The organism is Nonomuraea sp. NPDC004354 (genome assembly GCF_053602555.1).
Genome location: NZ_JBSGDV010000005.1, coordinates 275,627 through 300,607 on the forward strand (window position 1 = coordinate 275,627; position 24,981 = coordinate 300,607).

Consider the following 24,981-nt stretch of genomic DNA (forward strand, 5'->3'; position numbering starts at 1 on the left):
CACGCCAAAAAGAGGCTGCTAAACCTCTCTACAAGGAGAGTAACAGTCGTATGTCGATTCGTCAAGAGGGCTTGGCTGAAGCCATCAGCGCCGAGCAGTCCCGCGTCACCATGCTCTACGGCTGGCTCGACGCCGCCAAGGGCCGGGCCGGGCGCGTCCTGCGCGAGGTGCTCGGCGGCGGCGGCACGGTGGCCAACGTGCAGGGCCGGGTCGAGCGCGAGGTCGCCGCCGCCGAGCAGGCGCGCCGCCTGGCGCAGCTGACCGCCGTGGAGCGGGGGCTGTGCTTCGGCAGGATCGACGACCGCGACGGCGCCACCGCCTACATCGGCCGGATCGGGCTGCGCGACGAGGAGCACGAGTCGGTGCTGATCGACTGGCGGGCCCCGGCCGCCCGGCCCTTCTACGTGGCCACCCCCGGCGCGCCCGGCGCCCTGGTGCGCAGACGCCACCTGCACCTGAAGGGACGCACCGTCGTCGGCCTGGACGACGAGGTGTTCGACCTGGAACGGATGAGTGACGGCGAGCGGCGCACGCTGGTGGGCGAGGCGGCGCTCCTGGCGGCGCTGCGGCGCGGCCGTACCGGGCGGATGGGCGACGTGGTGGCCACCATCCAGACCGAGCAGGACAGGGTGATCCGCTCGGGGCTGCAGGGCGCGCTGGTGGTGCAGGGCGGGCCGGGCACCGGCAAGACCGTGGCGGCGCTGCACCGGGCCGCCTACCTGCTGTACGCCCACCGCGAGACGCTGGAGCGGCGCGGTGTGCTCGTCGTCGGGCCCAACAGCATGTTCCTGCGCTACATCGAGCACGTGCTGCCCGCTCTGGGCGAGACGCAGGTGGTGATGTCCACGGTGGGGGAGCTGTTTCCCGGCGTGCGGGCCGTGGCCGAGGACCCGCCGCGGGTGGCCGTGGTCAAGGGCGATCGGCGGATGGCGGCGGTGGTGGCGGCGGCCGTACGGGATCGGCAGCGGGTTCCCGACGGCGACCTCGAGGTGGAGGTGGACGGCACGCCGCTGCGGGTCGGCCACGAGACGTGCGCGCGCGTCAGGGACCGGGCTCGAGCCGTACGGCTGCCGCACAACATGGCGCGCAAGCTGCTGGTCACCGAACTGCTGCGGGAGCTGGCGCGCGACCTGCTGGAGGGCGTGGAAAGGTCGCTGGCGCTGGAGAACTTCCTGCCGGTCGAGGTGGTGGCCGAGCTGGAGCGGGAGCTGCCCGCCCCGCAGGAGCCCTACACCGAGCAGGACCTGGCCTACGAGGCCGCACGGCTGTGGTCCTTCCCGCAGGTGCGGGACGCGCTGGAGGAGCTGTGGCCGGAGCTGACGCCGCAGCGGCTGGTGAGCGAGCTGCTGTCGTCGCCGGAGCGGCTGGCCTCGGCCGCCGCCGGGCTCGATTGGGCGGTGCTGGCGCGGCCGGCGGACGCCCCGTGGACGGTCGGTGACGTGCCGCTTCTCGACGAGGCGGCCGAGCTGCTGGGCGAGGACGACTCGCCGGCCAGGCAGGCCGCGCGACAGGCTGAACAGGTGCGCAGGGAGGCCGAGCGGTACGCCCGGGAGGTGCTGGTGTCGACCGGCCTGGCCGAGGCGGAGCTGATGGAGGCGGCGGCGCTGGCCGAGCGGCACGACGACGGTGGCGACGCGCTGACGACGGCCGACAGGGCGGCCGCCGACCGCACGTGGGCCTACGGGCATGTGATCGTCGACGAGGCGCAGGAGCTGTCGCCGATGGCCTGGCGGATGGTCATGCGCCGGGTGCCGGCCCTGTCGCTGACCGTGGTGGGCGATGTGGCGCAGACCGGTTCGGCGGCGGGGGCGCGCTCGTGGGCCGAGGTGCTCGATCCCTACCTGGCGGGGCGGTGGCGGGAGGAGCGGTTGCTGGTCAACTACCGGACCCCGGTGGAGATCATGGAGGTGGCGGCCGACGTGCTGCGCGCCGTCGATCCGGCGTTGCGGCCGCCGGAGTCGGTACGGCGGGGCGGGGACCGGCCGCTTGCCGTACGGGCGGGGCTGGGTGAGGTGCCGGCGCTGGCCGAGCGGGAGCGTGGCCGGATCGGCGAGGGCCGGGTCGGGGTGGTCACCTCGGACGGGGTCCACGCGCGGGTGGCGGCGCTGCTGCCGGGCGGCGACGACCTGGAGGCGCCGGTGGCGGTGCTGACGGTCACGCAGGCCAAGGGGCTGGAGTTCGACGCCGTGGTGGTGGTCGACCCGGAGGGGATCCTCGCCCAGTCGGCGCGGGACCTGTACGTGGCGATGACGAGGGCGACCAGGCGGCTGACGGTGGTCTACCAGGAGCGCCTGCCGGCCGTTCTCGCCCGCTTGGAATCTACTTTGTAAAGGCGCTGGGTGGGGCGGCCGTTGGCCGCCCTTCATCCAAGGACTGAAGACCGCCTTCAACAAACGGGGGCGTCGTCGTGGTGGTCACGTCGTCGCGGCTGGGGGGCGGGCGTAGGTGACGGCGGGCAGGATGCGCCAGGTGAGGGCGAGGATGGCGAGTGCGGCCCACGGGAGCGCGGCGGGTCCGGCGTGGTCGAGGACGAGGCCGCCGGTCAGGGAGCCGGCGGCGATGCCGAGGTTGTAGACGGTGGTCTGCATGGCGGTGGCGAGGTCGGCGTGCCGGGGTCCTGAGGCGCTGACGAGTGCTGCCTGCAGGAGGGTGGGGGCGGCGCCGAAGGCGGTTCCCCAGACGGCGGCGGCGATCAGGACGGCGGCGGGGGTGAGGGCGAGGGTGAGCATGGCTGCGGTGAGCAGGGCGAGGGCGGTGGTGAGGGCGGCGCGCGGGTGGTGGTCGACGAGGGCGCCGGTGATGAGGATGCCGGCGACGGTGGCCAGGCCGAAGACGAGCAGGGTCAGGTCGGTGCGGCCGCCGGTGTGCTGGGTGTAGGGGGCGATGTAGGTGTACATGGTCTGGTGGCCGAGCAGGACGACGGCGGTGAGGGTGAGGACGCGTCTGATGCCGGGCAGGTGGCTGACCTGGCGGAGGGAGGGGCGGCGGGAGGTGGTCTGGTCGCCGGGCAGGGGTGGGACCTGCCAGCGGGTCCAGGCGGCGATCAGGAGTGAGAGTACGGCCAGGGCGGCGAAGGTGGCGCGCCAGCCGTAAAGGTCGGCCAGGGCGGTTCCGGCGGGGATGCCGGCGCACAGGGCGATGGTGATGCCGGCGGAGACGATGGCGATGGCGCGGCCGCGGTGGGTGGGGGCGACGATGCGGGTGGCGTAGCCGACGAGCATGGCCCACAGGGTGCCGCCGAGGGCGCCGGCGAGCAGGCGTGCGGCGAAGGTGAGGGCGTAGGTGTCGGACAGGGCGGTGATGAGGTTGCAGGCGGCGAATCCGGCGAGGGTGGTGAGCAGGACGGGGCGTCGGGGCAGGGAGCGCAGGGCGGCGGTGATGGGGATGGCGGCGGCGCAGGAGGTGATGGCGTAGCCGGTGACGAGGTGGCCGGTGGTGGCGGGGCTGGTGTGGAGGTCGTGGCTGATGTGGGGGAGCAGGCCGGCGGGCAGCAGTTCGGTCATGACGGCGGTGAAGGCGGCGCTGAACAGGGCCGGTAGTGCGCCGAGTGGTGTTCGGGCGGGCATGCGGCCATGCTTGGACCTTCACATCAGTGTGAAGGCAAGGGGGTGTGGTGGTGCGGATCGGTGAGTTGTCGCGGCGTACGGGGGTGCCGTCGCGGATGCTGCGCTACTACGAGGAGCAGGGTCTGCTGGGGGCGTCGCGTTCGGACAACGGTTACCGGTGTTATGGCGAGGCGGCGGTGTCTCGGGTGCAGCAGATCAGGGGGTTGCTGGATGCGGGGTTGACGACGGAGATCATCCGGCGGATTCTGCCGTTCCTGGAGGGGCCTGAGGGGATCCATGTGCATCCGGCGTGTCTGACGCCGGAGCTGGAGGGGTTGTTGCGGGGGGAGGTGGCGCGGATCCAGGCGCGGATCGACTGTCTGGCGCGTAACCGGGATGCGTTGCTGGGTTATCTGGCGGCGGTGCGGCCGGGTTCGCCCTGAGTGGGGACGTGCTGGTCGTCGTCGTGCCAGGGGAGGTCGCGGGCGATGTCGGCGATCTTGGCGGTGATGTCGGCGAGGGTGCGCAGGGTGTCGAGGTCGAGGCGTTGCATGATGCGGCGGTAGTGGCGCAGGCCGGCGTCGTTGAGTTGTTCGATGAGGGTGTGGCCGGCGTCGGTGAGTTCGACGCGGCGGACGCGGCGGTCGTGGGGGTCTTCGTGGCGGGTGACCAGGCCGTGGCCGATGAGGCGGTCGACGATGCCGGTGACGGTGGCCAGGCCGACGCCGAGGTTGGTGGCGAGTTCCTGGCCTGAGGCGGAGCCGGTGTAGGCCAGCAGGATGATGACCTTGAGCTGGCTCATGGTGAGGTTGGAGCTGAACAGGGGTGAGGATCGGTCCTGCGCGAAGACGCGGCCGAGCTCGCGCTGGGTGTCGCTGATCTGTCGGATCAGCTTGTCGCGTTCGTCGTTCACTCTCACCTCTCGCTTCCTGAGAAGGTTATCAGGAAAGCCGTCTGTGGCTAAATATTCGTGCGAGGCAAAGTGTTAGTCTGGGCCGAAATCTTTGTCCCGTTTGCCCTGTGAGGAGCGGATGACAGCTCTGGCCCGGTTGAGCCTTGCCAACCGCAGTCTGGTGATATTGGTGGCGATCGTGTTGAGCGCGTTCGGCGCCTACACGATCCCGCAGCTGAAGCAGCAGTTGCTGCCGTCGCTGTCGTTTCCCGGCGCGTTCGTCGTCGCGTCCTACCCGGGGGCTTCTCCGGAGATCGTGGAGGATCAGGTCACCAAGCCGATCGAGGACTCCTTCGCCGGGATCGACGGCCTGGAAGAGATGACCTCGACTTCGAAGGAGGGGCTGGCGCAGGTCCAGGTCTCCTTCGCCTACGGCACCGACATCGAGGAGTCGGTGGCCACGATGCAGACGGCGATCGGCAAGATCAGGGCGCAGTTGCCCGATGGTGTCGATCCTCAGGTGGTGGCGGGTAACACCGACGACATCCCGGTCGTGGTGCTGGCGGTGGGCGACGGCGGCGACGAGCGGGCGATGGCCGACAAGCTGGACCGCGTGCTGGTGCCGCAGCTGCAGGGCATCGACGGGGTGCGCGAGGCGGAGGTCACCGGCGCCAGGGGCGAGACGGTGGTCATCACGCCGGACGCCGACAAGATGGCCGACAAGGGTGTGTCGCCGGCGCAGATCCCGGAGGTGCTGAAGGCCAACGGGACGCCGGTGCCGGCCGGCACGCTGAAGGAGTCGGGTAAGGCGCTGACGGTGCAGGTGGGCTCGCGGATCGAGTCGATCGAGGCGCTGGAGGACCTGTATCTGGTGCCGGCGGCGCCGCAGGCCGCCGCCCCGGCCCAGGCGCGGGGGCAGGCGCGGCAGGTGCCGGGCAGGGCGATGCCGCCGGGTGCGGGGCAGGCGCCGGTGCAGGCCGCGCCGAAGCCGCCCAAGCCGGTGCGGCTGGGCGATGTGGCCGACATCGAGCGGCGCAAGAGCGAGGCGACGACGCTGACACGCACCAACGGCGAGCCGAGCCTGGGTGTGTCGGTGACGATGACGCCGGACAGCAACGCGGTGGCGATCTCGCACGCCGTGCGGGAGAAGCTGCCGGCGATGGAGTCGGCGCTGGGCGCCAAGGCGACGGTGATCTTCGATCAGGCGCCGTACGTGGAGCGGTCGATCGAGGACCTGACGACCGAGGGGCTGCTGGGGCTGGTTTTCGCCGTCCTGGTGATCCTGGTGTTCCTGCTGTCGCTGCGTTCGACGCTGGTGACGGCGGTGTCGATCCCGCTGTCGGTGGTGATCGCGCTGATCGCGTTGTGGGCGGGTGACTACTCGCTGAACATGCTGACGCTGGGCGCGCTGACGATCGCGGTGGGCCGGGTGGTCGACGACTCGATCGTGGTCTTGGAGAACATCAAGCGGCATCTGGGCTACGGCGAGCCGAAGCGTACGGCGGTGACGGCGGCGGTGCGTGAGGTGTCGGGCGCGGTGACGGCCTCGACGCTGACGACGGTGGCGGTCTTCGCGCCGATCGCGTTCGTGGGCGGCATGGTGGGCGAGCTGTTCGCGCCGTTCGCGATGACGGTGACGGTGGCGTTGCTGGCTTCGCTGCTGGTGTCGCTGACGGTGATCCCGGTGCTGGCCTACTGGTTCCTGAAGGCTCCGGCGCTGGAGCCTGAGCAGGCGCTGGCGGTGCGGGAGGCGGCTGAGGCCAAGGAGCTGCGCGGCCCGTTGCAGCGGATGTATCTGCCGGTGTTGCGTTTTGCCACGCGCCGGCGGCTGGTGACGGTCCTGATCGGGGTGGTGGTGTTCGCGGCCACGATGGGGCTGGCCGGCAGGCTGGAGACGAACTTCATCGACTCCTCCGGCCAGGACACGATCTCGCTGAGCCAGAAGATGCCGGCCGGCACGGATCTGGCTGCCACGGACGCGGCGGCCAAGAAGGTGGAGAAGGTGCTGGCGGATCTGGACGGCGTGCAGTCGTACCAGGTCAACGTGGGTGGCGGCAACGCGATGCGGGGCGGGACGGGCGGCGGTGCCGACCGTGCCTCCTTCTCGGTGACGGTCGCCGAGGGCAGTGACACGCCGGCGCTGGAGGAGCGGCTGCGCCAGGAGCTGAAGGGCCTGTCGGGTGTCGGTGAGGTGACGGTCGGCGGGCAGGGCGGCGCCGGGTTCGGCTCGGACTCGGTCGAGGTGATCGTGCAGGCGCCCGACACCGCCACGTTGCGTGCGGCGGCCGGGCAGGTGGCCACGGCTGTCGGGCAGGTGGAGGGGTTGCGGGACGTCTCCTCGGATCTGGAGTCGAGCGCGCCGCGGATCGAGGTGGTCGTCGACAGGAAGAAGGCGGCGGCCAAGGGTGTCACCGAGGCGCAGGTGGGTCAGGTGGTGGCGCAGGCCTTCCGTGGCGCGCCGCTGGGCCGGCTGACCTTGGACGGTGTCGACAGTGACCTGATCCTGCGGGGTGGCGACGAGCCGGAGGACGCCGAGGAGGTGGAGAAGCTCAAGGTCGGCGCGGTGAAGGTGTCGCAGGTGGCGACGGTGTCGCAGGTGGACGGGCCGACGCAGATCTCCAGGATCGACGGTGAGCGGTCGGCGACGGTTTCGGCCAAGGCTTCGGCCAGCGATCTGGGCAGGTTGACGCAGGCGCTGACGAAGAAGCTGGACGGGCTGGCGCTGCCGGCGGGTGCCGCCTTCACCATCGGGGGCGTGTCGGCTGACCAGGCCGACGCGTTCGCCGATCTGGGGGTGGCGATGCTGGCGGCGATCGCGATCGTCTTCATGATCATGGTGGCGACGTTCCGCAGTTTCGTGCAGCCGCTGATTCTGCTGGTGTCGGTGCCGTTCGCGGCGACGGGTGCGCTGGGGCTGCTGCTGGTGACGGGTACGCCGATGGGTGTGCCGGCGCTGATCGGCATGCTGATGCTGATCGGCATCGTGGTGACCAACGCGATCGTGCTGATCGATTTGATCAACCAGTACCGGGAGCAGGGCCTTGGTGTGGTGGAGGCGGTCATCGAGGGTGGCCGGCGCAGGTTGCGGCCGATCCTGATGACGGCGGTGGCGACGATCTGCGCGCTGACGCCGATGGCGCTGGGGGTGACCGGCTCGGGCGGGTTCATCTCGCAGCCGCTGGCGATCGTGGTGATCGGCGGGTTGATCTCTTCGACGCTGCTGACGCTGGTGCTGGTGCCGACGCTGTACACGATGGTGGAGCGGGTCAAGGAGCGGTTGGGCGGGCGTGGCGGGGCCGTGCCGGCGCCGGCCGCCGAGAAGGTGGGCGCGCCGGTCTAGGGCGCTGGGCCGTCCCGTCACCCCCGCTTGCCGGGCGGGGCGGGGCGGCCCCATACACTGGGGCAACGTGACTTCCAAGCCGCGCATCCCGAACGTTCTGGCCGCCCGCTACGCCTCTGCCGAGCTGGCTCGCCTGTGGTCTCCCGAGTCGAAGGTGGTCGCCGAGCGGCGGCTGTGGTTGGCGGTGTTGAAGGCGCAGGCCGAGCTGGGGGTGGCGGTGCCGCAGCAGGCGATCGACGACTACGAGAAGGTGGTCGAGCAGGTCGATCTGGCTTCCATCGCCGAGCGGGAGCGTGTCAGCAGGCACGATGTGAAGGCGCGTATCGAGGAGTTCAACGCGCTGGCCGGGCATGAGCATGTTCACAAGGGGATGACCTCGCGTGACCTGACGGAGAACGTCGAGCAGCTGCAGATCCGCGACAGTCTGCTGCTGGTGCGTGATCGGGTCGTGGCGTTGCTGGCCCGGCTGGGGGCGCTGGCCGAGCAGTACGAGGCGAGTGTGATGGCGGGCCGTTCCCACAATGTGGCGGCGCAGGCGACCACGCTGGGCAAGCGGTTCGCGAGCGCGGCCGACGAGCTGCTGGTGGGTTTCGCGCGGCTGGAGGAGTTGATCGGCCGCTATCCGCTGCGGGGGATCAAGGGGCCGGTGGGCACCGCGCAGGACATGCTCGACCTGCTGGGTGGTGATCGCGGCAAGCTGGCGGAGCTGGAGGAGCGGGTGGCCGCGCATCTGGGCTTCGAGCGGCGCTTGACCAGTGTCGGGCAGGTGTATCCGCGGTCGCTGGACTTCGAGGTGGTCGGTGCGCTGGTGCAGTTGGCGGCGGCGCCGTCCTCGCTGGCCAAGACGATCAGGTTGATGGCCGGGCACGAGCTGGTGACCGAGGGGTTCAAGGAGGGTCAGGTCGGCTCGTCGGCGATGCCGCACAAGATGAACACCCGTTCCTGTGAGCGGGTCAACGGGCTGACGGTGATCCTGCGCGGGTATGCGTCGATGACGGCCGAGCTGGCCGGTGACCAGTGGAACGAGGGCGACGTGTCGTGCTCGGTGGTGCGCAGGGTGGCGCTGCCGGATGCGTTCTTCGCCTTCGACGGGCTGATGGAGACCATGCTGACGGTGCTGGCCGAGTTCGGCGCTTTCCCCGCGGTGATCTCGGCCGAGCTCGACCGTTATCTGCCGTTCCTGGCCACGACGAAGATGCTGATGGCGGCGGTGCGGGCAGGGGTGGGCCGTGAGCAGGCCCACGAGCTGATCAAGGAGCACGCGGTGGCCTCGGCGCTGGAGATGCGTTCGCAGGGGTCGGCCAACCGGCTGCTGGAGCGGCTGGCGGCCGATGAGCGTTTCCCGCTGGATCGGGCGCGGCTGGAGGAGTTGCTGGCTGACCGGGTTTCCTTCACCGGCGCGGCCGGCGACCAGGTGCAGCGGGTGTGCGGGCTGGTCGGCGAGGTCGTGGCGCGCTATCCGCGGGCCGCCGGGTATGTGCCGGGCGCCATCCTGTGATCCGCGAGCTGTCCACGCCGGGTGAGCTGGAGGCGGCCTGCGGCGATGACGATCTGGTGATGTGGGCGGCTCAGGGCCTTGCGGGTGGTGGGCGGGCGTGGGCGGGCGGCCGGGCGGTGGTGGCGGGGGCGCCGGGCATCTCCCGCCGTGACCGGCTGGCGGTGTGGGGGGATCCGGCTGATGCCGCCGCCGTGCTGCGGCACGCGCTGGCCGAGCTGGGGCCGTCGTACCGGCCGCTGGGTGAGGCGGACCTGATGCGGCAGGTGGCGGAGCGGGTGCCGGGGCTGGGGAGGGTTGGGGTCTTCTCCTGGATGAGTCTGGAGCAGGTGCCGATCGGTCCCAGTGACGGGGTGTCGTGGCTGGAGGGTCGCTTCGAGGGGCAGATCGGCCGGTTGCTGGCCGAGCATGCGCCCGACTCCTATGCGGTGCCCGGTGGGCAGGGTGTGGCCCGCTGGGCGGGGGTGCGGGTGGAGGGCAGGCTGGCGGCGGTGGCGGCCGACGCGTGGAGCGCGCCGTCGGTCGGTTTCGTGGCGGGGGTGGCCACTGCCGCGCCGTGGCGGGGTACGGGGTTGGCCGGGCGGGTGTGCCGGTGGGTCAGTGGCCGTCTGGTGGCCGCGCACGGCAGGGCGGCGTTGATGGTCGACGACGACAATGTGGCGGCGTTGCGGTTGTATGCGGGGCTGGGTTACCGGCGGCGGGCGGTGGCGGCCTGCGTGGTGTCCTGCGTGGTGTCCTGAACGCCGCTGTCCTGGCCGGTGCTGTTGTGCGTGGTGGCGGTGGCTGGGGTGGTGGTGGTCTGCCGGGCGCGTTCGTGGCGCGTCTGGCGGCGTTCGAACCACACGGTGGCCAGCGGCGGCACCGCGCACACCAGGCCCACCACGACGGTGCCGCGTGACCAGCCCCGCTCGCGGGCGACCAGCAGCACGGCCGCCACGTACAGGACGAACAGGCCGCCGTGGATGGGGCCGAACACCTTCACGCCGACCTCGCCGGCCTGGAGGATGTACTTGACGTACATGCCGGCCAGCAGGCCGATCCAGGAGAAGGCCTCGGCGATGGCGACGGCACGGAACAGGCGCAGCACGGTGAACAGCCCTTTCGCTGGGTTTCGGGGTGGCCGCACGCCAGCCTAACGGCCGGGTGGGGCGGTCCGGCCCGCGGGCGGGACCGCCGCGAAAACCGGGTGAGGTTCTCGATGCCGTCAGGCACAGTTGACATAGTGATGTCTGGATTTGTGCCTGGAATTGAGTTGAGCCGCGCCTTCTACAACGAGGTGGTGGCGCCGCTGGTGGCCGGGGTGCGGCACAGCGCCGCGCTGATCGGGCCGGGGTCGGAGGTGCAGGCCTTCGACACCGAACGCAGCGCCGACCACGACTGGGGGCCGCGTGTGCTGCTGTTCGTGGCGCCGGAGGCGGTCGGCGAGGTGGAGGAGCAGGTCGCGGCCGGCCTGCCGGCGCGTTTCGGCGGGTATCCGACGGTGTTCGCCCAGAGTGGGTTGCTGCGCCACGGGGTGCGGGTGCACGAGCTGGGCGGGTGGCTGGCCGGCAGGCTCGGGTTCGATCCGCGCGGGCGGGTGAGCACCCTGGACTGGCTGTCGGCGCCGTGGCAGGCGCTGGCCGAGGTGACGCGCGGGGAGGTCTTCCACGACGGGCTCGGCGAGCTGGCCGCGGTACGGCAGGCGCTGGCCTGGTATCCCGACGACGTGTGGCGGTATGTGCTGGCCTGCCAGTGGCGGCGGATCAGCGCGGAGGAGTCCTTCCCCGGCCGGTGCGCCGAAGTGGGTGACGAGCTCGGTTCGGCGGCGCTGGCGGCGGGCCTGGCGCGGCAGGTGATGCGGCTGGCGTTGCTGCAGCGCAGACGCTACCCGCCGTACGCCAAGTGGCTGGGCAGCGCGCTGGCCCGCCTGCCGGGTGCGGCCGAGCTCGGTCAGGCGCTGGCCGGGGCGGTGGCGGCCCGCTCCTGGGGTGAGCGGGAGCAGGCGCTGTGCTCGGCCTACGAGCGGCTGGCCGCCGTGCACAACAGGATCGCGCTGACGGCGCCGCTCGATCCGGCGGTGCGGCGTTTTCACGCGCGGCCGTTCCGGGTGATCGGCGGGGACCGGTTCGCGGCGGCGTTGCTGGAGTCGATCCGTGATCCGGAGGTGCGGGGGCTGCCGCCGGCGGGCAGCATCGACCAGTTGTGCGACAACGTGGACGTTCTGACCGAGCCGGCGCTGGCCAGGGCGTTGACGTCGGCGGCGCTGGCCCCGTCGCGGGCGGCGGCCTGACCGGCGCGGGCCGTCGCCGGGCGGCGGCGGCGCGTCCGCCGGGGCCGTCCACCTGACCCGGATCGGGCCTGCGGGGAGGATCGGTCCGGGCCGCCGGGGCGGCGTTCAGCGCGGGATCGCCCAGTCCGGCGCCCAGGTCCCGGCGGCGCCGGGACCGGCCGCTGTGGCCGCTGTGGCCGCTGTGGCCGCTGTGGCGGCGAGGTGGGCGCGGAGGGTGGCCAGCGCGGGGTGGGGGTTGTCGCGGCGCCACAGGAGCGAGTGCGGGTAGACGGGTATGGGGTCGGTCACCGGGATGCGGCGCAGCCCGTGGCCGGCGGGCCAGACCAGGCGGGTCTGCCCGCCCATGAAGGTGGCCAGGGCCGGGGTGTCGGCGATGGTGTCGAGGAGCGCGTCGGAGCCGAAGTTGGGGCCGGTCGCCTCGATGGTGAGGCCGAACTCGGCGACGAGGTCGTCGTAGTAGGCGGCCCACTCGGTCCCGGGGACGATGCCGGGCATCCAGATCCGGTGCCCGGCGAGCTGAGCGACGGTCACCGACCGGGCGCCGGCCAGCGCGTGGGCGGGGCCGGTGAGGAGCTGGAGCGGCTCGTCGAGAACCCGGACGGAAGCGATGTCCTCGGGAAGGGGCCGGCCGGGCATGGCGACGGCGCGGAAGGACGCGTCGATCGCGCCGGAGCGAATGGCGGCGACGGCCCGCTCGATATCGAACAGCATCACCACGTCGAGGTCGATCTCGGGGTGCGCGCGGTGGAAGCCGCGCATCAGGCCCGACGCCGCGCTGCGCGAGGCGATCATGTCGACGCGCAGCGGACGGTGGCCGGTGCGCACGGAGGCGAGCGCGCGCTCGGCGACCCGGAGCAGTTCTCGGGCGTGGGGCAGGAACGCCTGCCCGTCGATGGTGAGCTCGGCGCCGCGCGGCGTGCGGGTGAACAGCCGCACGCCGAGGTTGCGCTCCAGCGCTGCGATGCGCTTGGAGACGGCCTGCTGGGTGACCGCCAGCTCGGCGGCGGCCTCCTGGAATTGCCCCGCGTCGGCGGCGGCGACGAAGGTCCGGACGGTGTCGTGGTCCATGCGGCCAACCCTATGGATACAACCGTGGGTTGTGTCCGGGCGGCCCTGTGGTTGTTTGATCCCTGGGCATGCTGCTCGCTTTGATGCTTCCGATCGCGGATCGGTTGTGCACGTGAGTGACGAGGAGCGTCGGCATGAGGAACGGGCACCGGTTGGGGCGGCGGTTCGGGTGGCTCTGGGGAGCGTACGGGACCAGCGCGCTGGGCACATGGCTCGCCTTCGGCGCGTTCCCGCTGATCGCGGTCCAGGTGCTGCACGCCGGGCCGGCGCAGGTCGCGGCGCTGTCCTCCGTGGGGGCTTTGGCGGGCGCGGCCGTGGCGGTGCCGCTGGGCCCGTGGGTGGAGTCGCGCCGCAAGCGGCCGGTCCTGATCGGGACGGACCTGGTGCGGTTCGCGGCGCTGCTGACGATCCCCGCCGCGTTCGCGCTCGGCGTGCTGTCCTTCGTCCAGCTCCTGCTGGTCGCGGTCGTCGTCGCGGCCGCCGACATCACCTTCCGCGCCGCCTGCGGCGCGTACCTGAAGACGCTGCTGCCGGCCGAGGACCTGCTCGTCGCCAACGCCCGATTCGAGTCCACGACCTGGACGACCACGATCATCGGACCGCCGCTGGGCGGTGCCGCGATCGGGATCCTCGGTCCGGTGGCGACGGTGGTGGCCGACGCGGTCAGCTACCTGCTGTCGGCTCTGGGCATCGGCGCGACGGGCGGGCAGGAGCCGCGGCCCGATCGCCGGCAGGCCGCGCGCATGCGGGCCGGGGACCTGCTCGACGGCTGGCGGTACATCCTCGCCGACGCGAGGCTGCGTCCGCTGTTGTTCAACACCGCCTTGTTCAACGGCCTGGTGATGGCCACCGACGCGCTGCTGGCCGTTGTGATGCTCGGCCAACTCGGGTTCGCGCCCTGGCAGTACGGCCTGGCCTTCGCCGCGCCCGCGATCGGCGGGCTGCTCGGTTCGCGGCTGGCCCGGCCGCTCGTCACCCGGTTCGGGCGGCACCGGGTCCTGGTCGCGGCCGGGACGCTGCGCGCGATCTGGCCCGTCGGGCTGGCCTTCCTGGGGCCGGGGACCGGAGGGCTGCTGCTGGTGATGGGCGTCGAGCTCGGGCTGATCTTCTGCTGCGGGGTCTTCAACCCCGTCTACGCCACCTACCGCCTCGAGCGCACCGCGACCGAGCGGGTCACCCGCACGCTGTCGGCCTGGTCGGTGACCACCAAGGTCTCGACCGCGCTCCTGACGGCCGTCTGGGGCGTGCTGGGCGGCCTGCTCGGCCCGCGCACGGCCATCGGCCTGGCCGGCGTGCTCTTGCTGGCGACCCCGCTGCTGCTTCCCCGACGCGCCGCGGCGCCCCTCGCCGAGCCGGAGCCGGCACCCAGCCGCGCCTGACGGGCCGCACCTGACGGGCCGCAACGGCCGTCACCGCGATCGGGCCGAGCCGCCCCTGCCGGAGCGGTTCGCCCCCGCGCGCAGAGCTCGCGGATGAGCGTGACGACCTTCACCGTGGCCGGTGGGGTCGCGGCGCGGCACATCGCGGCTCACGCGCCCATGTGCAGTCCGGCCCTGGCGTGCGATCTCGCCTGTCAGGGCGCCCTCATCACCCAAGGAGACAACATGACCGTCACGACCCCGGCGCTGGACCCCCGGACGGCCGCACTGCTCGTCATGGATTACCAGCAGCACATCCTGGCCTCGCTCCCCGGCCTGGCAGACCCGCAAGCGCTGCTGTCACGGGTGGCCGGCGCCATCGCCGACATGCGAGCGCACGGCGCCGCCATCGCCCACGTGCGAGTCGCATTCACCGCAGCCGACTGGGCGGCGATCCCGCCGGCCAACAAGACCTTCTCCTTCCTCGGCCGGCAGCGCCTCATGCACCACGCGGATCCCGCCACGGACTTCCACCACCAGCTCGCTCCCGAGCCTGGCGACATCACCGTCCGCAAGACCCGCTACGGCGCGCTGTCGACGACAGACCTGGACCGGCAACTGCGGGATCGCGGAATCACCACCCTGGTCATCGCCGGCATCAGCACCAGCGGCGCCGTCCTGTCCACCGTCACCGACGCCGCCGACCGCGACTACCAGCTCTACGTCCTGTCCGACGGCGTCACCGATCCGGACCCGCAGGCCCATCAGACCCTGATGGCCGGCGTCTTCCCGAGGCTGGCCCACATCATCGACACCGCCGAACTGCGCTCGCTCCTGCCCGCGAGCCGTCCTGATCGGGCAAAGCCCGGCAGGGCATGACCGCTCGGTCTGCGGCACGAGGGCCCCCACCGGGTGACTCGGCGTGCCCGGCACGCTGCGCGACCGGCTGTTCGTCCTGGACGCCATCCACGCCCGCGACGGCGGTCCGAAGCCAGCAACCGTCATCACCGACACCGCGTCGTACGTCGACATCGTTTTCGGGCTGTTCGCGATCTGCGGCTACCAGTTCTCGCCCCGGATCGCCGACATCTCCGACGCACGGCTGCGGTCCCGCTGTCTCACTGGCGGGCGTGGCTTGCAGCCTTCGTGGATGGCCCATTGGCAGCGCCGCCGGCACTGGAGGCACTGATGGTGGCTTGGATGCCGTCGAGGAGCCAGGTAAGGCCGAAGGTGAAGCTGGTTTCCCAGTCGCTGTCCTCGGCGAGGGGGCCATGGGTGGCCAGGACGGGGTACCGGTCACGGTTGGCGCGAAAGTAATCCTGAGCGGCGGCTCGCGTGGCCTGCTCCTCTCCGGCCGTCCAGGTCGCCTGCATGAGTGCGGAACCGATGACGAAGTTGGACAAGCCGTACGCGGCGGCGGTCAAGTGCGGCTCGGTGGCCCCGGCATCCAGGAGGGTGGCGTACAGGAACTCGCTGCGGGCAAGTACATGGGGGCCCAGCATCGGACGGCCGAGCAGCGCTGCCGACCAGGGATGTTCCAGCAGGACGGCACGCCACCCGCTGATCAGCGCGGTGATGCCGGCACGCCAGTCCTGGCGGTCTGCGCGCGGGATCTCAACCGCTGCGAAGATCGCGTCGAGGGTGAGGTCAAGGACATCGTTCTTGGTTTTCACGTGCCAGTACAGCGTCGTGGAGCCGGTCCCCAGGCGCTCGGCGAGCCGCCGCATGGTCAGCCGGTCGGCGCCTTCCTCATCGAGGAGGGCTATGGCCTCGTCCACGATTCGGTCGCGGCTCAGCGGCGCTTCACGCGCCGCCCGCACCGGCGGCCGCAGCCACACGTCCCCTGGCGATCCTGAGTGTTTCGTTCCCAATGCGTCCCTCCCCTTGGCGAAGGCAAGTCTAGTATGGTGTTCGAGCACTGGATCAATGATCCGGTTGCCAGAACGACGGTCCGATCATGGTCCGAAGTGCGACCGGCAGGGAGGAACACGGTGGCGGGACACATCGAGGTGGACCGGCTCACATACGTGCTGCCGGACGGCCGGCTGCTCCTTCACGAGGTGTCGTTCCGCATCGGCGAGGGCGCCAAGGCCGGGCTGGTGGGACCGAACGGCGCGGGCAAGACCACCCTGCTGCGACTGATCGCCGGAGATCTGCAACCGGACGACGGCCGGGTGGCCTGCTCGGGTGGGCTGGGGGTGATGCGGCAGTTCATCGGCAGCGTCCGCGACGACCGGACCCTGCATGATCTGCTGCTGTCCGTGGCCTCCGACCGGGTCCGCGCCACCGCCGCCGACCTGGAACGGGCGGAATCAGCGGTGGCGGAACGCGACGACGAGACGACGCAGCTGGCCTATGCGCAGGCGATCAGCGACTACGCCGACGCCGGCGGCTACGACATGGAGGTGGTGTGGGACACCTGCGCGACCGCGGCCTTGGGCCTGCCCTACGACGCGGTCCGGGAACGCCCCGTGAGTACCCTGTCGGGCGGCGAGCAAAAGCGCATCGTCCTGGAGGCGCTGCTGCGCGGGCCGGATCAGGTCCTGCTGCTGGACGAGCCGGACAACTACCTCGACGTGCCCGCCAAGCTATGGCTGGAAGATCAGCTGCGTGCCACTTCCAAGACCGTGCTACTGGTCTCCCACGACCGGCAGCTGCTGGCTAACGCAACGGACCGCATCGTGACCGCGGAGTCGCGCGGCGTCTGGGTCCACGGCGCGGGCTTCGCCACCTACGCTCAGGGCCGCCAGCACCGTATCGACCGGTTGGAGGAACGCCGCCGCCGCTGGGACGAGGAGCACGCCAAGCTCAAGCGCCTGGTGCAGACCCTCCGGCAGACAGCGGCCAACAACGACGCGCTGTCGTCCGCCTACCGGGCCGCCCGCACGCGGCTGGCGCGCTTCGAGGAGGCAGGCCCGCCCGAGCGCCCGCCCAAGCGGCAGAACGTGCGGATGCGACTGCGCGGCGGCCGGACCGGCAAACGCGCCGTCGTCTGCGACGCCCTGGAACTCACCGGACTGATGCGGCCGTTCGACGCCGAGATCTGGTACGGCGAACGCGTGGGCGTCCTCGGCTCCAACGGCTCGGGCAAATCTCATTTCCTGCGATTGCTGGCCGAAGCGGCGGACGGCGCGGTCCCCTCGGTACGTCACAGCGGTTCTGTACGGCTGGGCGCCCGGGTTGTGCCCGGCCACTTCGCGCAGACTCACGCCAGGCCCGACCTGCACGGCCACACCCCCGCCGAACTGGTCACAGCAGGGCATGCCCTCACGCTGAACGAAGCCATGGCCGCGCTCGCCCGCTACGAACTCGCACCCGCCGCCCATCAGCGGTTCGAGACCCTGTCCGGCGGGCAGCAGGCCAGGCTGCAGATCCTGCTGCTGGAACTGTCGGGTGCGACGCTGCTGCTGCTCGACGAACCGACCGACAATCTCGATCTGGCCAGCGCCGAGGCCCTGCAACAGGGCCTTGCGTCCTTCGCCGGCACCGTGTTGGCCGTCACCCATGACCGCTGGTTCGCCGCCGACTTTGACCGCTTCCTCATCTTCGGCGCCGACGGAACCGTCTACGAGAGCAGCGAACCGGTCTGGGACGAAGTTCGGGTCGAGCGTGCCCGCTGAAGCCCCTGCCACCAGCGCCCTCACCGAAGCGGGCTGTATCCGGATCTTCGCCGACGAGAAGTCCGGCAAGCACGCGCAGCGCCACGGGTCGGCCGCCCCGCCCCGCCTCCTACAGCCGGCGGCGGCCGTGCACGCCGGTGGCGAACATGATCGCCGCGGCGGCGGCCGTCCCGCTAGGTTGCCCGGCATGCTGAGTTACGAAGAGGCGGGCCACGGGCCCGCGGTGATCCTGATCCATGGCGCCATCGCCGATCGCCGCATGTGGGACCACCAGTTCGCCGCGCTGGCCGCCGGCCACCGGGTGATCCGTTACGACTGGCGCGGATACGGCCGCTCCGGCGACACCGACGGCCAGGTGTGCCACCACGAGGACCTGCTGGCGCTGATGGACAGACTCGAGGTCGAGCGGGCGGCCCTGGTGGGCTGCTCGATGGGCGGCGCCTACGCGGTCGAGGCCGCGCTGGCCGCCCCCTCCAGGGTCAGCGGCCTGGCGCTGATCGCCTCCGGGCTGGCCGGGCACACCTGGCCGCCGGAGATGCTGGAGCAGGCCCGCGAGCGGGTGAACAGCGCGGTGCCGGCCGAGCGGCTGGCCCGCTACCGGCAGGGCGGCGCCGAGGTCGAGCCGGGCGACGCGCTGGCGATGGCGCGGGCGCAGGTGCTGTGGCAGGTCGCCGGCCCTTCGCGGGGGCGGGCCGACCTGACCGACCAGGTGTGGGAGCGGGCGGTGACGATGTGCCGCAAGGTGTTCGAGCGGCTGTGGAGCGGCCCGCCGACCGTCCAGAGGTTCCTGACCCCCGCGGCCGCCGAACGGCTGGGCGAGGTGCGGGTGCCGACGCTGGTCGTCAACGGGCTGTGTGACGTGCCGGGCATCCAGCAGGTGTCGGACCTGCTGACGGCCGGGATCGCCGGGGCGCGGCGCGTCGACCTGCCCGGGACCGGCCATCTGCCGCCGCTGGAGCGGCCCGAGCAGGTCACCGCGCTGCTGACCGGCTTCACCGCGGAACTGGCGAGCTGAGCGGCCGGCCCCCGGCGGCCCCTGGGAGGCGGCCGAACCCCGGCCGACGGAACCCCGGCCGACGCCCTGGCTTCCTCGCGCCGGCCGCGGAGGGCACCCCGGGTGACGGCGCCGGGGACGCTCCGGTATCGTGGCGATCTCCAGCACGGCAGCGACCAAGGAGGTGAGACCCATTTCGCCACGTCAGGCTGGGTGCTCCCACCGCACAGCCGCCCGGGCCGCCACCCGCGCGTGACCCGGGGGAGCGCCCACAGGATCTTTTCCCGAAAGGCGCCCATGCCGGCTCCATCGCTGTCCCTCATCGTCACCACCCTGCGCTCGGCGGGCTGCGTCTTCGCCGAGGACGAAGCCGAACTGCTCATCGCCACGGCCGCCACCCCCGACCAGCTGACCTCCATGGTCGAACGGCGCGCCGCCGGCCTGCCACTGGAACACGTCCTGGGCTGGGCGCGGTTCTGCGGCCTGCGCGTGGCGGTCGATCCCGGGGTGTTCGTCCCGCGCCGCCGTACCGAAATCCTCGCCCGGCAGGCCATCGAGCTGGCCCGCCGGGCCGGCGCCCCCGACCGGCCCGCCGTCGTGGTCGACCTGTGCTGCGGGTCGGGCGCCCTGGGCGCCGCGGTCGCCACCGCCGTGCCCGGGCTCGAACTGCACGCCGCCGACATCGAGACGGCCGCGGTGGACTGCGCCCGCCGCAACCTCGACGGGCTCGGCGGTCACGTCCACCACGGCGACCTGCTGGCGGCGCTGCCCGAGCGGCTGCGCGGCCGGATCGACGTCCTGATCGCCAACGTCCCCTACGTGCCCAGCCAGGAGGTCGACCTGCTGCCCGCCGAGGCCCGCGTGCACGAGCCGCGGGTTGCGCTCGACGGCGGAGCCGACGGGCTGCAGGTCATGCGCCGGGTGACGGACGCCGCCCCGGTGTGGCTGGCGCCCGGCGCGAGCCTGCTGGTGGAGACCAGCCGCCGGCAGGCGCCGCAGGCCGTCGAGACGTTCACCAGCAGCGGGTTGCGCGCCCGCGTGGTCACCTGCGAGGAGATGGAGGCCACCGTCGTCATCGGCACCCCCGGCCCGTAGCCGGTGCCCGGCGGCCTTTGACGGTCCGCTGACGGCCCGCCCGGCCGTACCGCCCGCCTGCTCTCACGCGTCCCGCAGGCGGGCGGTGTTGGCCCGGATGGCATCGCTCAGGTAGGCGGCAAGGCCCGGCGCCTGCGCCTCGAACGTCGGGGTGAAACGCGGGTCGTTCACATACAGTTCGCCCAGGCCCCGGTGGACGTCGGGTGAGCACGGGTAGAACCAGCGGCTGATGTGCAGGCGGTGCCGCTCGGCCAGGTCCATCACCTGCCCGCTGCCGGCGGGCAGCCCGGCTTTCAACGCCTCCACCAGGTCGGCGGTGATCGCCTCGGCCTCGCCGCGCTGCCGCACCCAGTCGGCCTTGGTGTAGGAGGCGACGCGGCGGCGGCTTTCGGCGTAGAGGGGGCTGTCGCCCCAGCGCCGCTGCGCCTCCGCCTCGTAGGCTTCGGGCCGGAAGTCGCCGAAGACCTCCAGGCGTTCCTCGGGCGTCAGCGTGATGTTCATGGTGTGCGCCTCCATCGCGACCTCCACGGCCGCCACCATCTGGCGCAGCCGGTCGATGCGCGCGGTGAGCAGCTCGTGCTGGCGGCGCAGGTGCGTCATCTGGTCGCTGCCGGGCTCGTCGAGGATGCCGATGATCTCCTCCAGGCCGAAGCCGAGCTCCCGGTAGAACAGCACCTGCTGCAGCCGTTCGAGGTCTGAGTCGTCGTAGCGGCGGTAGCCCGCCTGGCTGCGCCGGCTCGGCGACAGCAGCCCGATCTCGTCGTAGTGGTGCAGGGTCCGCACCGTCACCCCCGCCAGGCGCGAGACCTGCCCCACGGACAAACTCATGCCCCCAGCATGGACCCTCCCGCTACGTGAGGGTCAACGTCGGCTGGACTCTCCCTCGGTGGGAGAGTCCATGCTTGAGCCATGGATCTTCTGCCGATCGGGCAGTTCGCCCGCCTCAGCAGGCTCAGCGTCAAGCAGCTGCGCCACTACGCCGAGCTCGGCCTGCTGCGGCCCGCCCACATCGACGACGACAGCGGCTACCGCTACTACCACCCGTCCCAGGCCCGCCAGGCGCTGTCGATCGGGTTGCTGCGTTCGCTGGACGTCCCGCTGGCGGTCATCGGCCAGGTCCTGTCAGGAACCGAAGGCGCGCTCGGCCGGGTCCGCGACGACCTGGAGGCCGAGCTTCGAAGGCGGCGGCGCACGCTGGCCGCCCTCGAAAGGGTCATGAGCGAAGGGCTGCCGGCCGCGCAGGTGGTCGAGGTGGAGGAGCCGTCACGGCTGGTGGCGGTGACGGGGGAGCAGGCCGCGGGCGACCTGGACATCGCCCGCGCCACTTCCGCCTGTGTGGCCCGCCTCCTGGCGGCAGCCGGTACGGCCGTGCGGGAGCCGCAGCTGATCGGGTTGTTCCCCGTCGAGCTGACCGAACCGTGCACGGTCGAGGTGGCGCTGGTGACCGGCGAGCCGATCGCCGGGACCAGGCCGCGCGTGCTGCCTGGCGGCCGGTTCGCCCAGGCCACCCACGTCGGCCCCTACGACCAGGTCACGCTGACCGCCCACGCCCTGCTGGCCTGGTGCGCCGAGCGGGGCCAGGCCGCAGGTGGCCCGATCCGCGAGGTGTATGTCTCCGACCCCGCCCGGACCCCTCCTGACCAGCTCGTCACCCATCTGCAGATTCCTTTGGAGGATTGATCATGAAGACCAGCTATGGGCCCGTCACCGCGCTGACCGTCACCGGTCTGGGCGAGCCGGGCGGCCCGGAGTACGGCGCGGCGGTCGCCGCCCTCTACACCGTGGCCGGCGCCATGAACGCCGCCGTCGGCCCGATGGAGGGCCGCTGGTGGGTGGAGGACAGCCGCCCGCCGCTGACCGTGCCGCGCGCCGAGTGGCGCTGGCACCTGCACCTGCCGCTGCCGCAGGCGCCCGAGCCCGGCGCGATGGAGGCGGCCAGGGAGGCCGCCCGTCCCTCCGGCGCGGCGGTCGACCGGGTGCAGGTGGTCACCTTCACCGAGGGCGAGTGTGTGGAGTTTCTGCACGAGGGGCCCTTCAGTGAGGAGCATCTGACGCTGGCGGCGATGGAGGAGTACATGAAGGAGCACGGCCTGGTCCACAACGGGCCGCATCACGAGGTGTACCTGTCGGACCCGCAGGAGCAGGACCCGGCCAAGCTGCGCACCCTGCTGCGCCAGCCGGTCAGGAGCGCCGCCACCACGGGCTGACAGGACGGGCTCCTGGTAGCGGAGGTGTTGTCTACGCATCTCGGCCTGCCAGGAGCCTTGTGGGTGCCTGCCTACACGACAGCTCGCCGGACGGCCGCGCGGCGGCAGGGGGTGAGTGAGGGGTTCGATTCCGCGTCCACCGTTCGCTTAATCGCTGGCGAACGCGGCGGCCCACCGGGTTGACTGCACGGGTGACCGCTCCGCCCGTGCCCGCCGACCTGACCCACCTGGTGTCCGGGAATTGGGTGCTCGACGGCGACGTGGTGCCCAGAGGGTTGCCGCAACCCGCCGTCGACCTGCTGGTCATGCCTGATGGGGCGTGCTGGTTGGCCGGGCCGGAGACGCGCGCTCGGCAGGGGGCGCTGCCCGAGGGCGGGTCCCTGGTGGGGGTGCGGCTGCGACCGGGGACGGTGACCGGGCTGTTCGGGGTCGCGGCCGACGAGGTGCCGCTGGCCGGGGCGCCCATCGAGGTCGGGCGCCTGGACGGGCCGGTGATCGAGCGGCTGGCAGGGGCGCTGGCACTGGTGCGGGCGCGGGCTGGGCGATGCCGGGTCGACGAGCGGGTGCGCATCGTGCTGGCGGCCATGCACGCGGCGCCAGGTGCGCCGGTCGACCGGCATGCCGCCCAGGCTGGGTTGTCCGAGCGGCAACTTCGGCGGCGGTTCATGGTGGCGGTCGGGCTGCGGCCCAAGTCCTACGCGCGCGTGGTGCGGCTGCACCACGCGCTCGCCGCCGCGCACGCCGCGGTGGCCAAGGGCGAGCGCCCGAACTGGGCGGCCATCGCCGTGCGCAGCGGCTGCTACGACCAGTCACACCTGCTCACCGAATTCCGGCACGCGGTGGGGGCGCCGCCGACCACGTTGCTGCCGGATGTCCGTTTTCTCCAAGCCTCGACCAGCCGGGGCTAACACACTCGACGCATGGCTGATGACGTTGTCATGGAGATCCTCGACTGGCACCGGGAGACCGCACGGGACGGTCTGGCCGGGGACGGGGTGCGTTTCGTCGAACCGTTCGGTGCCTGGGTGGTGCACGGCTACACCGAGGTGAACCAGGTGCTCACCGACTACTCGACGTTCTCCTCCGACGAGCTGCGCTACAGCTCGCAACCCGTGCCGCACCGGGACAACCCGGTTCTCGGCGGTCTGTCGGCGATGGACCCGCCCCGGCACCACCTGCTGCGCCGACTGGTCAGCCGGGCCTTCACGCCCCGCGCGATCCAGGCGTTGCTACCCTCGATCACCGACACCGTGCGGATGCAACTGGCCGATGTGGACGGTGAGCTGGACGTGATCGGCCAGCTCGGTTACCCGTTGCCGGTGCGCACCATCGCCGCACTGCTCGGAGTCGAAGCCGACCGGCAACCGGACTTCGTGCGCTGGACCGAGGCGATCACCTCCTTCGCCGGCTCGTTCGCCGAGGACCCGGTACGTCAGGCCGCGTTCCGCACCGCACAAGCCGAACTGGTCGAGTACCTCATGGAGGTGTTCGCCGAGCACCGCGCCCGGCCCCAAGGCGACGTGATCGACACTCTGCTGGCCGCCGAACCGGACGGCAGCCGGCTGTCCGACGATGAGTTGATCAACTTCTGCACGCTGCTGCTCATCAACGGCCACGAGACGACCAAGACCCTGCTGGTCAACACCGTGCTGTGCCTGGCGGCTCACCCGGACGCACTGGCCCAGCTGCGTGCTGACCCTGGACTGGTACCGGATGCTGTCGAGGAGGTGCTGCGGTTCCTGCCCCCGATCGGTGGCACCGACCGGTTCACCACCGGCCCGGCCGGCATCGCAGGGCACGCCATCGAGACCGGTCAGCGGGTGATCGCCATGGTGCTGTCGGCCAACCGGGACCCCCGGGTGTTCGCCGAGCCGGAGGAGTTCCGTCCCGACCGAACGCCCAACGAGCACCTTTCCTTCGGCCACGGCGTGCACTTCTGCCTCGGCGCGCATCTGGCCAGGCACGAGCTCGCGATCGCGGTTCACGCACTGCTGCACCGGTTCCCCGGCCCGTGGTCGGTGGGCCGGATCGCGACCGAGCGCACCCCGGTTGGCATCGACCTGCTCGATCTAGCGCTGGTCAGCCCGTAGCTGGGGGCTGATCCCCGGGCCGAGCTGGTCGCGCAGCGCGCCCGCCCGGCTCATCGGCCGCTGGCCTTCCTCGGGGTGTCACCGGACGCGGCACCGGGGCGCAGAGACGCAGCCGCACGTCCCCGGTCAGGGACACACGGGGACGGGCGCCAGGCACGAGACGCGGGGGAGAGGCGCCCAGGCAGCGCGGCGGGGCGGAGGGACAGGCGTCATCGGTGAGGCCCGCCACCCGCACCACCGCGCCCGCCATGCAGGTCATGCGGGTGCAGGCCACGCACACCGCCCAGGTCGCGCACACCGCCCATGGTCGTGCCCGCATCCGCCACCGGCGCTACTGCGGCGACAAGGCCAGCCGCACCCCGAAACCCACCAGCACCGCCCCGGTCACCCCGTCGACGACCCTGCGCGCCCACGCCCGCTCCAGCCACGACCGTGCCACCTGCGCCCCCGCGATCAGCACCGCGAACCACACCATGCCCTCGAGGTTGTGCACCAACGCCAGCAGCAGCCCGCCCACCAGCGGCGGCGCCTCCGGCGGCAGGAACTGCGGCAGCAACGCCACGTAGAAGACGCCGATCTTCGGATTGAGCAGGTTCGTCAGCGCGCCCCGCGCCCACGCCGCCAGCACACCACCGCCGCTCCCGGCTGGCGCGGGCGCGGACGCCGCCAGACCCTCCCGCCACGACTTGACGATCAACGACACGCCGAACCACACCATGTAGGCCGCGCCCGCGTACCGCACCACCGTGAAGGCCACCTGCGAAGCGGCCAGCAGCGCCGACAGGCCCGCCGCGGCCGCCGCCCCCCACACCAGCACACCGGTGTTGATCCCCAGGGCGGTCGCGAACGCCTGCCGCCTGCCCTGCGTCAACGCCGAACGCAGCACCAGCGCCGTGTCAAGGCCAGGGACGATCGTGAGGAAACCCGCGACAACCGCGAACGACAGCACAGCCGACATCATGCCCCCATCATGGCCGCCCGTCGCCCGCCCCGGCCACGCACCCGCGG

23 protein-coding genes are annotated in these 24,981 nt (G+C 72.0%); 16 read left to right on the forward strand and 7 right to left on the reverse strand.

The features are described 5' to 3' along the window. Window positions 1–50 precede the first annotated feature (50 nt). The gene (locus tag ACWENQ_RS18560) at window positions 51–2,330 is read left to right on the forward strand and encodes a HelD family protein (protein WP_452415285.1); all 2,280 of its coding nucleotides are present in this window, start codon (window positions 51–53) and stop codon (window positions 2,328–2,330) included. Window positions 2,331–2,414: 84 nt separating this feature from the next. Here ACWENQ_RS18560 and ACWENQ_RS18565 read toward each other — a convergent pair whose 3' ends face one another. Beyond that, complete coding sequence (locus tag ACWENQ_RS18565; RefSeq protein ID WP_452415287.1) at window positions 2,415–3,566, reverse strand: MFS transporter; 1,152 nt, start codon at window positions 3,564–3,566, stop codon at window positions 2,415–2,417. A 50-nt stretch (window positions 3,567–3,616) separates the two neighbouring features. On the opposite strand from ACWENQ_RS18565, the gene ACWENQ_RS18570 reads away from it, so the two are divergent. Then, entirely contained in the window at window positions 3,617–3,988 is a 372-nt protein-coding gene (locus tag ACWENQ_RS18570; RefSeq protein ID WP_452415472.1) for a MerR family transcriptional regulator, read from the forward strand. Here ACWENQ_RS18570 and ACWENQ_RS18575 read toward each other — a convergent pair. Further along, window positions 3,955–4,464 (reverse strand): MarR family winged helix-turn-helix transcriptional regulator, encoded by a 510-nt coding sequence (locus ACWENQ_RS18575; protein ID WP_452415288.1) that lies wholly within the window; start codon window positions 4,462–4,464, stop codon window positions 3,955–3,957. The two genes, ACWENQ_RS18570 and ACWENQ_RS18575, sit on opposite strands and share 34 nt — an antisense overlap. Window positions 4,465–4,576: 112 nt before the next feature. Between ACWENQ_RS18575 and ACWENQ_RS18580 the strand changes: the two genes are divergently transcribed. The 3 genes from ACWENQ_RS18580 (at window position 4,577) to ACWENQ_RS18590 (ending at window position 10,012) form a co-directional block, all read left to right on the forward strand. Then, entirely contained in the window at window positions 4,577–7,777 is a 3,201-nt protein-coding gene (locus tag ACWENQ_RS18580; RefSeq protein WP_452415290.1) for an efflux RND transporter permease subunit, read from the forward strand. Window positions 7,778–7,844: 67 nt separating this feature from the next. Next, window positions 7,845–9,275 (forward strand): adenylosuccinate lyase, encoded by a 1,431-nt coding sequence (gene purB, locus ACWENQ_RS18585; RefSeq protein ID WP_452415292.1) that lies wholly within the window; start codon window positions 7,845–7,847, stop codon window positions 9,273–9,275. Beyond that, on the forward strand, window positions 9,272–10,012 hold the full coding sequence (locus ACWENQ_RS18590; RefSeq protein ID WP_452415294.1) for a GNAT family N-acetyltransferase: 741 nt from the start codon (window positions 9,272–9,274) through the stop codon (window positions 10,010–10,012). The genes purB and ACWENQ_RS18590 overlap by 4 nt, the downstream gene beginning before the upstream one ends. Here the strand turns inward: ACWENQ_RS18590 and ACWENQ_RS18595 are convergent. Continuing rightward, on the reverse strand, window positions 9,961–10,359 hold the full coding sequence (locus ACWENQ_RS18595) for a DUF3817 domain-containing protein (RefSeq protein WP_452415296.1): 399 nt from the start codon (window positions 10,357–10,359) through the stop codon (window positions 9,961–9,963). The two genes, ACWENQ_RS18590 and ACWENQ_RS18595, sit on opposite strands and share 52 nt — an antisense overlap. A 165-nt stretch (window positions 10,360–10,524) precedes the next feature. Here ACWENQ_RS18595 and ACWENQ_RS18600 point away from each other — a divergent pair, with 165 nt between their 5' ends. Then, window positions 10,525–11,541 (forward strand): DUF4037 domain-containing protein, encoded by a 1,017-nt coding sequence (locus tag ACWENQ_RS18600; protein ID WP_452415298.1) that lies wholly within the window; start codon window positions 10,525–10,527, stop codon window positions 11,539–11,541. A gap of 105 nt (window positions 11,542–11,646) precedes the next feature. On the opposite strand, the gene ACWENQ_RS18605 is transcribed toward ACWENQ_RS18600, so the two are convergent. Beyond that, window positions 11,647–12,609, reverse strand: a complete 963-nt coding sequence (locus tag ACWENQ_RS18605; protein WP_452415299.1) for a LysR family transcriptional regulator — start codon at window positions 12,607–12,609, stop codon at window positions 11,647–11,649. Between the two features lie 134 nt (window positions 12,610–12,743). Here ACWENQ_RS18605 and ACWENQ_RS18610 point away from each other — a divergent pair, with 134 nt between their 5' ends. The 3 genes from ACWENQ_RS18610 to ACWENQ_RS18620 all read left to right on the forward strand — a co-directional run bounded on the left by ACWENQ_RS18610 (window position 12,744) and on the right by ACWENQ_RS18620 (window position 15,156). After that, on the forward strand, window positions 12,744–13,988 hold the full coding sequence (locus ACWENQ_RS18610; RefSeq protein ID WP_449922344.1) for an MFS transporter: 1,245 nt from the start codon (window positions 12,744–12,746) through the stop codon (window positions 13,986–13,988). A gap of 225 nt (window positions 13,989–14,213) precedes the next feature. Continuing rightward, the gene (locus tag ACWENQ_RS18615) at window positions 14,214–14,846 is read left to right on the forward strand and encodes a cysteine hydrolase family protein (protein ID WP_452415300.1); all 633 of its coding nucleotides are present in this window, start codon (window positions 14,214–14,216) and stop codon (window positions 14,844–14,846) included. Between the two features lie 43 nt (window positions 14,847–14,889). Continuing rightward, window positions 14,890–15,156 (forward strand): Tn3 family transposase, encoded by a 267-nt coding sequence (locus ACWENQ_RS18620; protein ID WP_452415302.1) that lies wholly within the window; start codon window positions 14,890–14,892, stop codon window positions 15,154–15,156. On the opposite strand, the gene ACWENQ_RS18625 is transcribed toward ACWENQ_RS18620, so the two are convergent. Then, window positions 15,086–15,805 (reverse strand): TetR/AcrR family transcriptional regulator C-terminal domain-containing protein, encoded by a 720-nt coding sequence (locus ACWENQ_RS18625; RefSeq protein ID WP_449922339.1) that lies wholly within the window; start codon window positions 15,803–15,805, stop codon window positions 15,086–15,088. The two genes, ACWENQ_RS18620 and ACWENQ_RS18625, sit on opposite strands and share 71 nt — an antisense overlap. A 66-nt stretch (window positions 15,806–15,871) precedes the next feature. Between ACWENQ_RS18625 and ACWENQ_RS18630 the strand changes: the two genes are divergently transcribed. The 3 genes from ACWENQ_RS18630 to ACWENQ_RS18640 all read left to right on the forward strand — a co-directional run bounded on the left by ACWENQ_RS18630 (window position 15,872) and on the right by ACWENQ_RS18640 (window position 19,676). Then, a complete protein-coding gene (locus tag ACWENQ_RS18630) occupies window positions 15,872–17,587 on the forward strand; it encodes an ABC-F family ATP-binding cassette domain-containing protein (RefSeq protein ID WP_452415303.1) in 1,716 nt (571 codons plus the stop codon). A gap of 187 nt (window positions 17,588–17,774) precedes the next feature. Next, a complete protein-coding gene (locus tag ACWENQ_RS18635; RefSeq protein WP_449922335.1) occupies window positions 17,775–18,602 on the forward strand; it encodes an alpha/beta fold hydrolase in 828 nt (275 codons plus the stop codon). Between the two features lie 276 nt (window positions 18,603–18,878). Beyond that, window positions 18,879–19,676 (forward strand): putative protein N(5)-glutamine methyltransferase, encoded by a 798-nt coding sequence (locus ACWENQ_RS18640; protein ID WP_449922333.1) that lies wholly within the window; start codon window positions 18,879–18,881, stop codon window positions 19,674–19,676. Window positions 19,677–19,739: 63 nt separating this feature from the next. On the opposite strand, the gene ACWENQ_RS18645 is transcribed toward ACWENQ_RS18640, so the two are convergent. Beyond that, window positions 19,740–20,504, reverse strand: coding sequence for a MerR family transcriptional regulator (locus ACWENQ_RS18645; protein ID WP_452415305.1), 765 nt, complete (start codon window positions 20,502–20,504; stop codon window positions 19,740–19,742). Window positions 20,505–20,585: 81 nt separating this feature from the next. Between ACWENQ_RS18645 and ACWENQ_RS18650 the strand changes: the two genes are divergently transcribed. From ACWENQ_RS18650 to ACWENQ_RS18665, 4 genes are all read left to right on the forward strand, one after another. Next, a complete protein-coding gene (locus tag ACWENQ_RS18650; protein WP_452415307.1) occupies window positions 20,586–21,356 on the forward strand; it encodes a MerR family transcriptional regulator in 771 nt (256 codons plus the stop codon). A 2-nt stretch (window positions 21,357–21,358) separates the two neighbouring features. Then, a complete protein-coding gene (locus ACWENQ_RS18655) occupies window positions 21,359–21,883 on the forward strand; it encodes a GyrI-like domain-containing protein (protein WP_452415308.1) in 525 nt (174 codons plus the stop codon). Window positions 21,884–22,074: 191 nt separating this feature from the next. Beyond that, window positions 22,075–22,791, forward strand: coding sequence for a helix-turn-helix domain-containing protein (locus ACWENQ_RS18660; protein WP_452415309.1), 717 nt, complete (start codon window positions 22,075–22,077; stop codon window positions 22,789–22,791). A gap of 12 nt (window positions 22,792–22,803) precedes the next feature. Further along, window positions 22,804–23,973, forward strand: coding sequence for a cytochrome P450 (locus ACWENQ_RS18665; protein ID WP_452415310.1), 1,170 nt, complete (start codon window positions 22,804–22,806; stop codon window positions 23,971–23,973). Window positions 23,974–24,304: 331 nt separating this feature from the next. Here the strand turns inward: ACWENQ_RS18665 and ACWENQ_RS18670 are convergent, their stop codons facing one another. Further along, the gene (locus ACWENQ_RS18670) at window positions 24,305–24,934 is read right to left on the reverse strand and encodes a LysE family translocator (RefSeq protein WP_452415311.1); all 630 of its coding nucleotides are present in this window, start codon (window positions 24,932–24,934) and stop codon (window positions 24,305–24,307) included. Between the last annotated feature and the right edge of the window lie 47 nt (window positions 24,935–24,981).

Coding starts and splice junctions, on each gene's coding strand:
- ACWENQ_RS18635 (WP_449922335.1), top strand. CDS start 17,775: ATGCTGAGTTACGAAGAGGCGGGCCACGGGCCCGCGGTGATCCTGATC.
- ACWENQ_RS18580 (WP_452415290.1), top strand. CDS start 4,577: ATGACAGCTCTGGCCCGGTTGAGCCTTGCCAACCGCAGTCTGGTGATA.
- ACWENQ_RS18615 (WP_452415300.1), top strand. CDS start 14,214: ATGACCGTCACGACCCCGGCGCTGGACCCCCGGACGGCCGCACTGCTC.
- ACWENQ_RS18630 (WP_452415303.1), top strand. CDS start 15,872: ATGGTGTTCGAGCACTGGATCAATGATCCGGTTGCCAGAACGACGGTC.
- ACWENQ_RS18605 (WP_452415299.1), bottom strand. CDS start 12,609: ATGGACCACGACACCGTCCGGACCTTCGTCGCCGCCGCCGACGCGGGG.
- ACWENQ_RS18655 (WP_452415308.1), top strand. CDS start 21,359: ATGAAGACCAGCTATGGGCCCGTCACCGCGCTGACCGTCACCGGTCTG.
- ACWENQ_RS18645 (WP_452415305.1), bottom strand. CDS start 20,504: ATGAGTTTGTCCGTGGGGCAGGTCTCGCGCCTGGCGGGGGTGACGGTG.
- ACWENQ_RS18565 (WP_452415287.1), bottom strand. CDS start 3,566: ATGCCCGCCCGAACACCACTCGGCGCACTACCGGCCCTGTTCAGCGCC.
- ACWENQ_RS18640 (WP_449922333.1), top strand. CDS start 18,879: ATGCCGGCTCCATCGCTGTCCCTCATCGTCACCACCCTGCGCTCGGCG.
- ACWENQ_RS18665 (WP_452415310.1), top strand. CDS start 22,804: ATGGCTGATGACGTTGTCATGGAGATCCTCGACTGGCACCGGGAGACC.
- ACWENQ_RS18610 (WP_449922344.1), top strand. CDS start 12,744: ATGAGGAACGGGCACCGGTTGGGGCGGCGGTTCGGGTGGCTCTGGGGA.
- ACWENQ_RS18650 (WP_452415307.1), top strand. CDS start 20,586: ATGGATCTTCTGCCGATCGGGCAGTTCGCCCGCCTCAGCAGGCTCAGC.
- ACWENQ_RS18670 (WP_452415311.1), bottom strand. CDS start 24,934: ATGATGTCGGCTGTGCTGTCGTTCGCGGTTGTCGCGGGTTTCCTCACG.
- ACWENQ_RS18560 (WP_452415285.1), top strand. CDS start 51: ATGTCGATTCGTCAAGAGGGCTTGGCTGAAGCCATCAGCGCCGAGCAG.